The following is a 14,880-nucleotide window of genomic DNA, read 5'->3' as shown; positions in this document are numbered from 1 at the left end:
ACAATAGGATTTGAGTGTCTGGAAATTACCGATGAAAAATGTCCCTCGCCATAGGTACGAGAACTCTTGGTATGTAGGGAAGGATAGCGCTCTTTTTGCAAACATCTGATTAATTGATCAATTTGACTCAATATTGATCAAAGCTGTATAATGCATCTTTACCTTATCACAGGCGAACGTCAACGGAATATCTGTATAAGAAACATTGCTGTTGCATCACAGAGCAATTTTGGGGGTGCAAGAACAATTTTACAGTGCTTATTTAGTAATTTTCTCGTAAGGAGGCAAACATGTTTGAAATACAATTCACTGATAATTACGAAAAAGAAATTCACATAAAAGGAGATAAAGAGCTTGTAGAGCAGTTATACAATATTCTTGATAAAGCCACCCCGATATTTGGCTATACTGAAGGTTCCTCTGTTAGTTTTCATTCCAACCCACCTTGTACCTGGGCTCACGCCGAATTTGATATTGGTTTATGGAACTTAAAGAGCCCCATTGGTCGCAATTCCGTCGCCCAATTATTTTTGAATTTTATTGAAACTAACAAAATTAAAATAGATGAACGCACCCGGTATATACTTGATTTTTGGATCTTTGAATTAAAAATGATAAACGAGGGAAAAAGCTACCGTTCAAAATATCCAGTAACAAGTCGAGAGCTTATTTCTCCAAAGAAGCTTAATCTGGTCTTGGATAAATGCCAAGAAAATGATTATGAGCCTTCATTCCAGGATTTATTTAATTTGTTTGAAAATTCTGACCGTATGAAACAGCTTGGAAAAACAGGCCAGCCCCTTTCCCCTTATGGATGCGAAACCGACTCCTTTGCAGCCTCTAAAGAAGCTAGGGCAAAATATGATAGAACATCTTATACGCAAGAGCAGGCAGGCAATTTGTTTTTTAAACTACCTGTTGCTGGCAACCATTCTTTACCTAAAGCAATATTTCCTATGGATTCTAAAAGGCTAAATGATTTTAATTAACAGTAGGTGGCCTAGATTTCAAAGCCTGATTATTGGGATAATTCAGGCTTTGAAAGAGCTTGGTGAACAAGCTATGCATTAACAGGGTTACCAGCGTTAGTAACCCATGCGGTTCATCCAACTGTTTCAACTCAGACTATAATAGAACGCAACCACCTGTCGGTGCAGGTTCAAAGTGTTCTTCATGAACATTTTCCCAAGCGCCATTAATCTTTTGATAGACTTGTATTGCCACAATATTGTTAACTAATTTTGTCATGATTTCACGGCGCTTGTCTATTTTTGCAGGCTCTTTGATAGCAGTAATACCTAGCGTAAATATATCACCCTGCCGAGGTATATTTTTAAATTCCTGAATAATGTTTTTTAACTCCTCTTCTGTCATAGAAAGTTGAGCTGAGTATCGAAAACCACGTTCTTCAAAATGACAAATAAGGTCATCAATCGTATATTTTTCTGGGCACTCTAAACTTAGCGAGGTCTCTTTCAAATAAAAAAGGCTCGTGTGAAATAAAGTGTTGTACAAAATAATCGCGATTAAATCGTTTTTGATTAACTTCACAATCACTGGCATAGTTAAAAATAAAGACTTTCTTTTCTTCAGACGGATTAGCGCGTGTAATCCAAAAACCAAACAGATAATTCCTTTTAGTTCGTAATTATGATGCCATTGATTATAAATGACCAATAAGTGCTATGCAACAAGCTCAATAGACTTTGTACGGGACAAAAATTTGAAGTAGCTCATTGATTAATAGACAATCCCTGCGTTTCTGTTCAAGGAAAAGGCATGGAGTCATGGTAATCAACGAGCTGAGCTCTATATTAAACGGATATTTTGGTTGGAACAAGGCAAGAATGACCCGTTTCGCCTGTATGCTGGTATCTTTGTTCAAAGTAAGGACAGTAAATTTAAGTGAACTGGCCTGTGGCTTTGAAAGTGAGGCAACAATAGAGTCCCGTTACAAGCGTATCAAGCGATTTTTCCAGGATTCACAATTTGCTTCACTGTTCTGGCCGGATGGGTAATGCGCTTTTTTGATTTTGACCAGACGCCGTTATATCTAAGCTTAGACAGAACAAATTGGCAGTGGGGAAAGCAAGATATTATTATATTGATGCTTTCCATTGTCTACAAAGGGATAGCAATTCCTCTCATGTGGGATTTGCTGCCCAAGCGCGGGAACAGCAACACCACCGAGCGTATAGCCTTGCTTCAGCGTTTTATAGAGCAATTTGGCAAGGAAAGAGTTGCCTTTAGCTTCTCTAAAGAGCAATGGCTGTATTGCAATTGTTTTTTATAAAAAGACTTGTGAAAATTCTAGAAGTGTACAATAATTATATTAAGAAAACCCGTCAAGGCTATGCTCATCTGAGTATCCTCAAACCGACGGGTTACTTTTTTTACAGGTATAAAAATGGAATTTACTAAGCCATTCCTTACTATCCAACAGCAAATAGACTTATTGACTGATCGAGGTCTGATTATAGATGATAGTGCTGCACACTATCTGTAACATTTAAATTACTATCGTTTATCTGGCTATTGGTTCCCATTTTATAAAGAAGACAATACAAATCTTTTTAAGAAAGAAACAAAATTTTCTGATATTTTAAATCTATACATTTTTGATCGTGAATTACGTTTGTTACTTTTGGATAGTATAGAACGCATAGAGATTTCTATTCGAACTCAGTGGGCATACTATTTTTCCCAATATCATGGCCCACATGCTTTTATGGATTGTAATTTGAGTAATAATTCATTTTGGCATGCCCAAAACCTAATTACATTGGAGAAAGAGCTCAAACGCAACGACGAACTTTTTATCGATCATTTTAAGAAAAATAATATAACACCACCAATATGGGCAATCTGCGAAGTGATGTCATTTGGATTATTATCAAGATGGTTGAAATGCATGCAATCTACGCAATCGCGTAATAAAATTTCAGAAACGTACAGCATTGACTATGATGTTCTTGTTAGTTTCATTGAACACTTATCTTATTTGCGCAATCTATGTGCACATCATAGTAGGGTCTGGAATAAAAAGATGACCAAGACTATGAAAATACCGCAATCAAAGCCATCTAATCTAGTTGAGAATTTCAATCGCGACACTCGTGCTATAAGAAAAATATATAATACCTTGATACTTATGGTTTATACACTAGATTTAATTAGTCCAAATAATCATTTCAAAAGCAGGTTAATTAATTTGTTAGATGCTCATAAAATAGAACCAATTTTTATGGGGTTCCCGTTAGATTGGAAAAATAGAGTTATATGGAAGGATTAGAGCACGTTGATATAAGCATAGCGCAGCCCAAAATAATTGTTAGTTATACTTCGTTTAGCCCAACCTTGTCAGCGCGTATGAGGCGAATTAGTTATTTGTATCTATGAAATTGCTAATGAAGTTGTAACCCTCCCGTAAAATAGCACCATTCAAAAATAGAGTTTCTCCGGCATAATAGGCAAGAGGAGGAGAAACGATGAAACGCAGCCGATTTACAGAGCATCAAATATTAAATATTTTAAAATATGTAGAGAATGGCCGTCTGGTAAAGGATGTCTGCCGTGAGCATGGAATATCCGATGCCACCTATTACAACTGGAAAGCTAAATATGGCGGGATGGAGGCCTCAGATATTAAACGAATGAAGCAACTTGAGGAAGAAAATGCAAAGCTGAAACGGATGTTCGCTGATTTGTCGCTGGAAAACCGTGCGTTGAAGGATGTGATAGAAAAAAAGCTTTAAAGCCGGCAGAGAAAAGGGAAATGGCTGATTATCTGGTAAATGAATACGGCATGAGTCTTAGACAGAGCTGTGCCGCCTTAAGCCTGAGTCGCACAGGTTACTATTATCAGCCGGCAGTAAATAAGGATGAGACGGTGATTAAAGAGCTGATGGAAGTTACCGAACGCTATCCGCGTTATGGCTTCAGGAAAGTGTTTGTCAAACTGAGGCAGGCGGGGTTTACATGGAATCACAAAAGGGTTTACCGGGTTTACTGTGAATTGCAGTTGAATATCCGCCGTAAAGGAAAGCGGAGATTGCCTACACGCAACCCAGAGCCTCTTGCGGTTCCCGCTACAGTTAACCATACTTGGTCTGCTGATTTTATGAGCGACGCATTGAACTGTGGCAGACGATTCAGGACATTTAATGTGGTTGATGATTTCAACCGGGAAGCACTGGCCATTGAAGTGGATCTGAGCCTGCCTGCCCGACGGGTTACCCGGGTGCTTGACAGCATTGCTGCCAGTCGAGGATATCCGGCAAAACTGCGTCTTGATAATGGGCCTGAGTTTATCTCTCTGGTATTGGCTGACTGGGCTGAAAAACACGGAGTTACTCTTGAGTTTATTCAACCCGGAAAACCCACTCAAAATTCATTTATTGAACGGTTTAATCGAACTTATCGCAATGAAATACTGGATTTTTATTTGTTCAGAAATCTCAATGAAGTTCGGGAAATAACCGGGAAATGGATGAAAGAATATAACGAAGAAAGACCGCATGAATCACTGGGAGATCTGTCACCATTTGATTATAGATTGATTAAAAATAAGTCGGAAAACTCTAGTTTCGGTCGGCACTAATAAGGGGAGGTTTACAAAGTCAATATATTCTTGTAAAATATGCTGCTGAACATTAATTCCAACTTTTATTACTTTGTTTTTATTATCAATTACAGTTTCAAGTCTTCCTTTTTTTAGTTTATCTATATCATTTATTGATAGCACTTCATTGGAGTGCGCTCCTCTGTTACGAACAACGGAGACAGCATCAAAAAAACTTTGCCATTGTTGTTTAGTTTTTTTATCAACTCCAGTATTCATAATCTTATCAGCATGATATCTTACATTTCTTGTTTTTATATTTTTTAGGCAGCACTTGCTTTCTTTACATTTGTGATCTTTTTCTTCACAGATTAATTCCTTATCTCTGCAATAAAGCACTCGCTGCCTTGGGGAAAACTCTCTGGGCATGGAAAGAAGAGGTCGCCAGAATGTGGCGGTTTAGTAAATCAAATGGCATCACTGAAGGCTTTCATCGAAAAATGAAACTTATCCAGCGAAGAGCCTATGGATTTAGAAATTTTGAAAACTATAGACTACGTGTTAGAGTGCTCTGCGGATGATTAAAGCTGCCCCCGTTATTGGGAAAGACCCTAAGTCTTTGATTTTAAATGGCGCGCTCGGAGGGACTCGAACCCCCGACACCTTGGTTCGAAGCCTTATGCTTAATCATAAAGTAAATTAATAATCAACAACTTACGATGCATCAATATGATTTAAAACTGCCTAAAACTGCCTAAAACAGTATGGAACGGTGGCAATTACGGCATGTTTTCGTCACTGTTTAATTTCAGGCTTAAGCCAAAACTCGTCACTTAAAGCATCACGGTGAAATCCCATGAAACCTGCGTCAATTTTATGCTCATCAATAATGCTCAAGAACCGCTGCATCCAATTGCTAGTTGGATTTATTTTTTTCATCCAATGCCAAATAATAACTATCTGATAGCATAAGCTACTTTGGGGATCGATCGTTGTCAGGTTTCCATTGTATAAAGAAAATTCGAATGAGTTTAAAATATTACTTGGCCATTTAGAGGGAGCCTTCTTGGGTAATTTTGGCTTTGATCCAAAGACCCTATTCCAAATACGGTTATGATGAGCACATAAATTTCGTAAATCCGATATACTCCGGCTCCAAGAGAAAAGAATGTCATTTTTCACATCTAAATATGCAGCAATATTATTCGCTATACTTGAATCTTTAATCCCTCTAAGAAGAAAAGTCATTTCCTTAAATGTTAATAGTTGCATAACCATCCAGAATGGCGGTAATTGAGGCGTGGTATATTTTCTTTTGTAATGCTCAATAAAGACCTCCCTGGAAGCCTCCATCTCACTTTCAATTTTCGAGAGCAACCATTGATGGTTATAATTTTGATGAAAATTATTCTTATCAAGGTAACCGTGAGGGCCTATCAACATTACTGTATTATCAATTAGCTGCGCTCTGAGAGAGATTTCTAAACGTTCAATAGCATCAAGTAAAAGAAGCCTTAACTTTCTATCAAATATGTATAGATTCAAAACACTATCAAAATTAACATTTTCCACAAATAGATGATTTTGATTATTTCTTCGAAATGGGAGCATGTAAGCTGATAAGCGATAATAACCGATATTTAATAGATATCGTTTAGCTCTCTCTGCGTTAGCAACTATTAGCCCTCTTTCTGTTAACTTAGTTACTAACTGATCGATTGAGAGCGCGGGCTTATCAAAAAGCAATTTATGATCCTAAATAAGCAAAAGCCGCTAGAGTGTGCGTGACTATTAATAATCAGAGGCATAGCGGCTGTGTTAATGTAATTTTAGTCATTTGATTGAATAGAGTCAATATTTCGGCCAACTCTATTGTTCCTCTCGAAAGTTTTATTGCACAGTATCTACAATTGCGATAAGTCCACTTGATACAAACAGCTTATTATATGATTAATTTAGATTCTTGCGATTCTCCATAGTATTTATTAAAACTGAGGCTGGTTGATGACTTCCATCGGTCAAAACCCTGTCAAGTTGAGAGAGTGCATCTATAATCTCCCTTACGGTTACTCTTTCAAACTCTTCCCGATCATTTTCTTCGTGGGTTCCTTTATTTAGGTACCTCCACTCCCTGGAATCACCATCAACACCAAGTAGAGTCTGTAGAGAGGACAAAACCGCCTGCTTATCTTCATGAACAAAATTGGCTAGTGATAATTGTTTTCTCAATTGTTCAGTAAGATTGCGTAGCCCAATAGGAGAATTGGGTGCGTGGTGTTTTAAACTTAAGCATCCACTCCCATGTTTACATAAATACCGCCAAACTTTCTGGGTTAACATTTCCAGCGCCTGTCTTGATTTAGTAAGAGATTCCCTAATTTCATGTTTTTTATAATATATTTCCGCAGCTAATATATAGTTTCTTGTCGAGCAGTTAAAATCAATATTCACATGATACTCATCGACTTGCGGGAGAAAAGTGAAGGTTTTAGATTCCCTCATTTCAACAGATCCCAACTGGTTTTGCACATCTTTAAAAAACTCTTCGCCATGACAGGTCATGATTATCTGTTTCAGTTTAAAATGTTTGTCTTCAAAAAAAGTTCGCCTTATTGCTTCTCGATGTTCATCATCGATAGCATTAACTGGGTCGTCAAAAATAACAATTGGACAATTTTCTTTCAAGTTTTTTGCGGCAAGGATGGCCAATCCTAAGCAACGGATGTGCCCTTCACTTAAGATGTGCAGTGCATCAAAAAATCTGTCAGGATCTATTTTAAATGAAATTTTGATTTGCTCACCTTGTACCAGCGGTAAATTGATGGAAGCAAGCAGCTCCATTGGCGTATCAAATCTATTGAACGCATTATAGAGCTCAACAACGGTTGAACCTAAGTCAGCTACAAGTTCACTGGGAAGTTTTTCTGCATAAGAATTTAATAAATGCACAAATTGACTATATGAATTACTGATTTCTTTATTGATAAGTATAAAAGGCTTTTCCTGTTCTACTTGAACAAGCAATTCTTTATTTTCTTCATTAAAGCTTGCTATAACCCTATTGGCTTCATGAAGATTACGCTCAATCTCCTGTCGGCGCCCTTTAAGAATATCAATCTCTTTATTTAATTCTTTTAACTCAATTAGCCTTTTTTTCTTTTCAATAGAAGCAAACTCATTGCTTTCCAAATGCTTATCAAATTGCTCTAACTGTTGGATCCGCCCTAAAAGCTGATCCCATAAAATGCCCCCATTTTCGTTGAACATGGAACCCCACCATTCCAAAGTTGGCCTAAAATTGCATTTGGCGAAAAATAATGCCAGTGGATGTTGTTCATCTAATCCGCAGGTTATAGCCCCCTTAAACTGATATACATTACTTAACTCTTCTGAGAGTCTGCATTTTGTCAGTTCCAAGCTTTCTTCTAACTCAGAAAGAAAATTCAGTCTTTCTAATTCCCGCCTAGCCAATTCAAATGGATTATTTTGAACGACACCAATTGGTGTTTTGCAAGCTGGGCATTCTGTTGCGGAATCTTCTTTCATTGCTAATATAGCACTATACAGTTGTTTGAATGAAAGTTCGCCTCTTAAAGTGTTCATATCACGTTCTTGTGCTTGCTGCCTTGATGACAGCTCATCAATAATTTCTTTCTTTGCAATCATTAATTGAAGTGTTAAACCTGTTTTTGTTGGTAGGGGTTTATCCATATCTCTTTCAAGAAATGATATTTCCTTAGATGTTTCTTTTATTAACTCGGGAAAAGTAAAACCAGGCTTATACCTTTCGGCTAAAGAAGACTCGTCTTCTGATAAATCAATCAGGGACTTTTTGCTATTCTCAACAATTGTATATTGCCCGGATAATGCTGTTTGTTTTTGGAGCAATTCTTGCTGCTTAATACCAATCAAATCAATATATCGATCATCCATATCGTTTGTAAAATTTTGGACAAAATCATTAAAACTGTCCATTCCGAAAAGTGTTGAAATTAATTCATTTTGTTTAGCAGGTAGCTGCGCTGCAATTCTTGAAAAATTGTCAATCCGATTTTTTTCAATAAAACAAAATCGGTATAAACTTTCATCGGCCTCAAGCGTATAAACATTGCTTTGTGCATCCAGAGCCTCGACTATAGGTAGCTGAAAGCTATTTACGTGTGCATTAGTGAGGTAAGTAGTTGATTTTATACGTTTGCTTTCAGCCTCAGCAACATTACCCAGTAATCCAAATTCAAGCGCCTCACAAAAACTTGATTTACCAGTTCCGTTGGGACCATAAATTAAAACCAACCGACTATCAAGATCAAATGATTCTTGTCTTGAAAATCCTCTAAAAGGGCCAACCTTTAATCTGGCCAATCTATTCATTGAGGCTACTTGCTCTGTCTCTTCTTCTTTTATATCGATAACTTCTGATAAGGTGTACCATTCTTCTTTCGCAATTTCGGCAATTTTTTTTATTCTTTGCCCGTGGGATGTCGACAATCCCTGAAGAATCTCTAAATGATTGAGAACTAAATTAGCAATTTTACGAACCCCATCTGTGATGGTTGGTGCTGTTAATGATTGCAAAAATCGAAGATACTCACTCCGAATCATCAATAATCCTTTATAAACGGAAACCAACAAGAATTGTAGTATAAAATATTAATTGCATGAAGATCGGAGAGACACTTTGAACTTTGAATATACCATAGTTTAAAATGAAAATTATTTTTCAATAAGTTAAATTAATTGCCTCACGTAGCTATTGCAACGCCAATTAATTCAGCATCAGCCTCGTAGCCTGGTTGACGCCTTGCGGCAACCGGGTTTTCTTTGAAAGCTATATTTTTCTAAATTATATGACGAACTACGCACTCCGCTGAATAAAGGAGTACAAGTGACACAACATTGGCTTGATTTTTCTCCGGAGCAATGTGTTTTTCATTCTTACTTTCGAAAGGAGGTCTTCATGGATATTAGGGATTAGGCAACCCGGTTGTCGCAAGGCGCCAACCAGGCTACATGGGATCTAAATTAATAGTTAGATAGCCATAGTATATTTAATAATCCACGCAGTGCGTTCTTTGCCGCTATCCAGCAAGGCCTGGTAATAGGAGACAATTATCTGGGCAGATGTTGCCGCAGGAAGAGAGCTGGAAAAGGTAAAGTCAGCAATACATTTGCTCGCCAAATTGTTTCTCATTAGAATAAATGATGACTAATTTTTTCTTGGCGATTGTGGCATCAATTGGAGTCATTGCTGCATTCCTGAGAACCACTTCTTCTAGACCCGCTAAGTAATTGATTTTAAATGGCGCGCTCGGAGGGACTCGAACCCCCGACACCTTGGTTCGAAGCCAAGTACTCTATCCAGCTGAGCTACGAGCGCCTGGTGAGATTCGGGTAAAACTTGTGTTGATCTTATTAGTCTGAAATGGTGGGTCGTATAGGAATCGAACCTATGACACAAAGGTTAAAAGCCTTCTGCTCTACCGACTGAGCTAACGACCCAACTAATAGTTATTTGCTCTTTGGATTATCCACCAAAATGGTGGGCCGTATAGGAATCGAACCTATGACACAAAGGTTAAAAGCCTTCTGCTCTACCGACTGAGCTAACGGCCCAAAGAGGCTGAAATAATAACGGATTAGGATAAAATTTCAAGTATTTTTTCGAATTATTTTTTAAATTAAGGGCTCTCCGACATATAAATATTCATTAGTAGCAAGAATTGTCCAACCCTGATTATGCAATTTATTTTTTTGTTCTTCTAATTGGGTCGAGGCCACCACTACCAGTAACACATCAGCGCCCAGGGCTCCGCAGCCTTTGGCTGCCAGGATGTTTTTGTCGGTTTTTAATTGCAGAATCTGCTGTTGGCTGTGCTCCGCTGTTAACCCCATTTCTAGTAAGCGTTGATGGTAAGTGTTAACGGCATCCACCAGGCTGTTGCTGTCATTATGCAAAAACGCCTCCCTGGCCTGTTCTACAATCGGAGGCAGCCGATGAATGGTTTCAGGTAAATTTGCATCTTTCAGATGGTGGTGAGTTGCCAGTTTTTTTCCACTGTGCAATAAAATAAAACCGATGTCGGCGAACGCCCATTGGTAGCATTCGATGATATGCTTGCGGCGATTGATGTAGACACAGCCGTGTTTTGCCTGTGCCAACACATCATAGCCGCTGGGACGCAGGCCCTCGCCATTCCATGCATATTCGAAATAGGCATTCAGCAAATCATCGGCGCTGGGGGAGGCGTGCAGCGAATTACTACAGGCCAGATAAGCGCCAATAAATTGGGCACTTGAAGCCCCCAGCCCCCCGCGCCCCTGATAAGGGTCAAACCAGCTTAGTCCATAATCTCCCTGCTTCTTTCTCTGCCATAGCTGCCCTGCTGGCGATTCCGGATGAATACCAGATAATTCAGCATGATGATTGAGGCTTAGCTCAAAACAGGGACTGGTAGTGAGTACAATGGCAGATTCTTCCATTACAGCAGCGTATTCACCAAGCAGAAACGTTTTTGCAGGTATAGACCATTTCATTCTCAATTATCCTTTGCGAAGCTCTGCCAATAACTCCTGTGCATTTTTAAGGCTTACGCGTTTATTAACGGACAGCCAACTCTGCAGTTTGTTTTTTAATATCGGCATTTCATCCTCATTCGCCCCTGCCACTAATAATAGATTATCAATATGCAGTTTCATATGTCCCTGAATAATTCCTTCCGTACAAAGCGCCTTGATAGCACCAAGGTTTTGCACTAGCCCGACAGCTGCGATGATTCTGGCAAGATGGTTGGCTGACTCGATGCCCATCATTCGCAGGCACATGCTGGCAGTGGGATGAAGCGCTGTTACACCGCCCACTGTGCCCACAATAAGCGGTGCCGTCAGTTGACCGGTCAACTGTCCCTCATTGTAGCGCCAACGCGTAATGGCTCGATATTGGCCACTGCGTGCAGCATAGGCATGAATGCCCGCTTCGACCGCCCGCCAGTCATTGCCGGTTGCAATTAAAACCGGATCAATGCCATTCATAACCCCTTTGTTATGAGTCGCAGCGCGGTAGGGATCTTTTTCAGCAAATAAAGAGGCCTCCTGTAAGCGCTCACCTAATTCATCGTCGACTTCATTAATGACCACACGGGCGGTAGTTAGTTTCTGATCGTTTAAATTGGACAATATGCACATAGAGACCTGTTCGCCGCTCAAGTTCTCCAGAGGCGTTTTCAAATATTCCAGCACCTGGTTGATAATGTTGGCGCCCATGGCATCACAGCTATTCATCATCAGATGAATAATGGCCATATCCGCTCCATCGTCACGGACTAAATGGCGCAGATGCAAATCTCTTACTCCGCCGCCACGCTTCACCATATTGGTGGCGACATCTTCATTTGCTTTTTGTATCAAAGCATTTTTGTGTTGCTGGAATAAGGCTTCAAATCGGGCAAAATTTTTAACTTTGGCTAACTGAATTTGCCCAATAATGCACTCCCCATCAACCCAGGTTGTAATTTCACCCTGTTGTCTCACCCATTTTGCAGTTTTTGATAAAGCAGCAATAATTGATGTTTCTTCAACCGCCAGCGGAATAATGTAATCATGGTGGTCTATGCGAAAATTGGTGGCCACTCCCAGAGGCAATTGAAAATATCCAATAACATTTTCAATCAGTTTATCCGCCAACGTAATGTCATCCACCCCGCCCTGTCTTAAATAAGCAACATCTTCATCTGTCAGAGCGCCCAGCTCCAAAAGCCGACTGAATCGTTCCTCACGGTTTAGCCTGGAAAATCCCTGAAATAATTTACTGGCTTGATTACTTATTGGCATGCCTTCTCCTGTAAATCAAATTGCTCGAGAGCATGAACTGTCTCAGTTATTCAAAAAAGCCAGACTTTAGCATAAACATCTTCATTTCTTTACTTTTTCCAGCAAATAATAAATTTCATTCAATCGGGTATTCAGACGTGTAAAAAAATACATCAGATTGAAAAATCCCAGCGCCTTGCTTTCCAGGGTAGAAAACCGTGAGGGATCGGCCTTAATCGCCTTGGTTAGAATATCGATAAGATTAAGGGCTGGCAGCATGGGCGCATGGGATTCTTTTTTCAGACGCTTTTTGAGCGCCTCCAGATTATGCAAACTCGTATCTACAGCCATATGAATGCGCGTTTTATCTTCCTCGTTCATATAAGGCTCGAGCCAGGAGTATGCTTCTATTAGCCCCACCACATAATGGGTGCAGAACGCAATTTGGGTCAGCAGAAGATGGAAATCTTTACGATTAATGCGATGAAAAAGAACTTCATAACTGATCGAGAGCGCATTTTTGCGGATCAACTGATATTCAAGATACAAATGCTGCACCGTTACAGGTTGCGCATTCACCGGCCGCTGCAGGAATTCATTCGACAGCGATGCCTGGATCTTTTCTATATAACGGACAAACAGATCTACAACATTGGTTCTGACCGGTAAACAGTAGGTAGAAACCATCAAGGCAATGGCCGCTCCCAAGGCCGTATCCAGGATTCTCTCCCGCAGCAGGAACAGATTCCAGTCACCAAACATGGCAAATAAATAAACCACGAAACCTGTAAGGGCAATCATTGCCGCCAGATGAAAGATCTGAAACAGGTAGACAGTAAAAAAAACGAACAGGAGCATGAGCCCCAGAATCGCATACTGATTTGGCGGGGTTATCCAATAAAGGATCGTGCCGCCCGCCCCGCCGAGAATGGTCATACTGACGCGCTCCAGCGAACGCTTAAGGCTCTCCCCCCAGGACTGTGTGGTCAGTGCCATAGCACTTAAGGTCACCCAGTATCCTCTTTCCAGATTCAGCAAATAGCTGACTATCTCCGCTATCGTTATTGCTGCCGCAGCCTGCCATGCTATCTTAGTGGTATTGCGGATGGCCATCTTGAGTCCTCACTAATTCAGTCATGTGCTGGTTAATCAGATTAAATGTCAGTTTTAAATTGAGTAAAGCCATTACCAGCGTGGGTTCAGTCAAAAGCTCATGGCTCATGGATTCATCCAGTTGCTGCAAAGAGACCTGGGCATTCTCAAGCTCAATTCGAAAGTCCCTTCTCATGCGCACTGAATCAAAAAGAACAGCGAAGCGGCGGTTTATGACGATTAATGATAGTCGCACTGATCGGGGAAGATGGTAATCATGAATTTTTAAAATGTGATACGCCTCAACCATCATAGTATACGCACTGACAAATGCATATTGATGCACCAGAATTTCACTGACGGTTGATTGCATGCCGTCAAATACATCACTTTGCTCGATAGTCTGATTGCTATCCAGCAAATGATTCATATTATGTTTCAATTTTACAAATGAGAGTTTCTCAAAACTCTGAATCACATCTCTTTTAACCAGATAGTGGCGGATTTCCCTCATCCCTCTGGACAGCAGCTTAAACAATCGATTGGAATTTTTTATATATAAGCCTGGATAGTTTTCTGGAAAAATAAATATGGCCACTAAAGCCGCAACAAGAAGTCCTATAATCAGGGCATGCAAATGCATCCAGGCTTCAGTTGGCGTATCAAAGGGCAATATGGTGGCAAAAAAACACAGGATCCAGGCCATCATGGGCGCCATGCTGTTCTGCAAGCCAAAACGCCTGCAATAATTCACTGTAAAGCCTAACAGAATCAGTACAATTGAGGTTAAATCCTGCGAATCCCTGACTTTCAACCCAAGAATAAAAGCCAGGAAATACACCAAATCAAATACAATGACCTGAATAACACGCAAAGCAAATGACTTGGCAATAATACCTTGCAAGGAAAATCCACAAGCAATTCCTGCCATCAATTTTCCAAACAGGGGTTCTTTTGTGGTTAACGCCAAGGTAATCAAAATCGCCATGATCGTTTTCAGGGCATGTTTGAGACGAAAATAGCCGGGATCGATCCCCCAAAGATATAATTTTAATTTCCTGATTAACTGCATTATCTATTTTTACATCCTTACTGCTCTGCCAACATGACCTGAAGCCGGGTACATTAAGTAGAGTCATCTCATAAATTCCGTAATTTCTCAAGTCTTATAGTAACTAAGATGGCGGATCCTTCCGCATCTTCAGTTGAAGATCTCTTTAGGCGAGGAATTAAAGGCTCAAGGACAATTTGAGTGTCTGGAGCATCTCTTTGTTAACGCTTCACGCATCATGAAGCCAATACAATGGCAGACAGGCAATGGTCTATGGTATATTGCAAGAAGAATAGTTTACTTTGCTCGGGAACTAGACTTAGATGGAACAACACCAGTACCGTTCAGTATGTCTGAGGCGTTTGTTAAA

10 protein-coding genes, 3 tRNA genes and 3 pseudogenes are annotated in these 14,880 nt (G+C 39.8%); 5 read left to right on the top strand and 11 right to left on the bottom strand.

Translation table 11 applies throughout. The features are described 5' to 3' along the window. Positions 1–290 precede the first annotated feature (290 nt). Positions 291–989, top strand: coding sequence for a hypothetical protein (locus DYH42_RS02990; protein WP_058523766.1), 699 nt, complete (start codon positions 291–293; stop codon positions 987–989). Between the two features lie 136 nt (positions 990–1,125). Here DYH42_RS02990 and DYH42_RS02985 read toward each other — a convergent pair whose 3' ends face one another. After that, positions 1,126–1,623 (bottom strand): hypothetical protein, encoded by a 498-nt coding sequence (locus DYH42_RS02985; protein ID WP_058523767.1) that lies wholly within the window; start codon positions 1,621–1,623, stop codon positions 1,126–1,128. Between the two features lie 164 nt (positions 1,624–1,787). Between DYH42_RS02985 and DYH42_RS16765 the strand changes: the two are divergent. The 3 genes and pseudogenes from DYH42_RS16765 to DYH42_RS02965 all read left to right on the top strand — a co-directional run. Further along, positions 1,788–2,245: pseudogene (locus DYH42_RS16765) on the top strand (IS4 family transposase); the annotation flags it as partial. Between the two features lie 273 nt (positions 2,246–2,518). Next, positions 2,519–3,292, top strand: a pseudogene (locus tag DYH42_RS02970) (Abi family protein); the annotation flags it as partial. A gap of 196 nt (positions 3,293–3,488) precedes the next feature. Continuing rightward, positions 3,489–4,600, top strand: a protein-coding gene (locus DYH42_RS02965; RefSeq protein ID WP_115316933.1) for an IS3 family transposase whose coding sequence is annotated in 2 segments (ribosomal slippage) — positions 3,489–3,741 and positions 3,741–4,600 — 1,113 coding nt in all. Because the reading frame shifts where the segments join, the coding sequence is not laid out codon by codon here. On the opposite strand, the gene DYH42_RS02960 is transcribed toward DYH42_RS02965, so the two are convergent. Next, on the bottom strand, positions 4,538–4,990 hold the full coding sequence (locus tag DYH42_RS02960) for a hypothetical protein (protein WP_162263076.1): 453 nt from the start codon (positions 4,988–4,990) through the stop codon (positions 4,538–4,540). The two genes, DYH42_RS02965 and DYH42_RS02960, sit on opposite strands and share 63 nt — an antisense overlap. On the opposite strand from DYH42_RS02960, the pseudogene DYH42_RS02955 reads away from it, so the two are divergent. Next, positions 4,957–5,142: pseudogene (locus tag DYH42_RS02955) on the top strand (transposase); the annotation flags it as partial. The gene DYH42_RS02960 and the pseudogene DYH42_RS02955 overlap by 34 nt on opposite strands. A gap of 214 nt (positions 5,143–5,356) precedes the next feature. Here the strand turns inward: DYH42_RS02955 and DYH42_RS02950 are convergent. The 9 genes from DYH42_RS02950 to DYH42_RS02910 form a co-directional block, all read right to left on the bottom strand. Beyond that, entirely contained in the window at positions 5,357–6,307 is a 951-nt protein-coding gene (locus DYH42_RS02950; protein WP_058522207.1) for an Abi family protein, read from the bottom strand. 204 nt (positions 6,308–6,511) lie between these two features. Continuing rightward, complete coding sequence (locus DYH42_RS02945) at positions 6,512–9,163, bottom strand: AAA family ATPase (RefSeq protein WP_058522208.1); 2,652 nt, start codon at positions 9,161–9,163, stop codon at positions 6,512–6,514. A 698-nt stretch (positions 9,164–9,861) separates the two neighbouring features. After that, positions 9,862–9,938, bottom strand: a tRNA-Arg gene (locus DYH42_RS02940). 46 nt (positions 9,939–9,984) lie between these two features. Beyond that, positions 9,985–10,060 (bottom strand) — tRNA-Lys (locus DYH42_RS02935). 38 nt (positions 10,061–10,098) lie between these two features. Further along, positions 10,099–10,174, bottom strand: a tRNA-Lys gene (locus DYH42_RS02930). Positions 10,175–10,234: 60 nt separating this feature from the next. Further along, the gene (locus tag DYH42_RS02925; protein WP_058522209.1) at positions 10,235–11,095 is read right to left on the bottom strand and encodes a hypothetical protein; all 861 of its coding nucleotides are present in this window, start codon (positions 11,093–11,095) and stop codon (positions 10,235–10,237) included. 6 nt (positions 11,096–11,101) lie between these two features. Beyond that, positions 11,102–12,388 (bottom strand): hydroxymethylglutaryl-CoA reductase, degradative, encoded by a 1,287-nt coding sequence (locus DYH42_RS02920; RefSeq protein ID WP_058522210.1) that lies wholly within the window; start codon positions 12,386–12,388, stop codon positions 11,102–11,104. A gap of 81 nt (positions 12,389–12,469) precedes the next feature. Then, positions 12,470–13,480 carry an FUSC family protein gene (locus tag DYH42_RS02915; protein ID WP_058522211.1) on the bottom strand — a complete coding sequence of 337 codons (1,011 nt, stop codon included), beginning with the start codon at positions 13,478–13,480 and terminating at the stop codon, positions 12,470–12,472. Continuing rightward, positions 13,458–14,531: an aromatic acid exporter family protein gene (locus DYH42_RS02910; RefSeq protein WP_058522212.1), complete on the bottom strand. Its 1,074-nt coding sequence runs from the start codon at positions 14,529–14,531 to the stop codon at positions 13,458–13,460. Before DYH42_RS02910 ends, DYH42_RS02915 begins: the two co-directional genes overlap by 23 nt. Positions 14,532–14,880 lie beyond the last annotated feature (349 nt).

This window comes from Legionella birminghamensis (assembly GCF_900452515.1).
In the GTDB taxonomy this organism is placed as follows: Bacteria; Pseudomonadota; Gammaproteobacteria; order Legionellales; family Legionellaceae; genus Legionella_C; species Legionella_C birminghamensis.
This window is presented reverse-complemented; position numbering and strand designations above follow the sequence as displayed.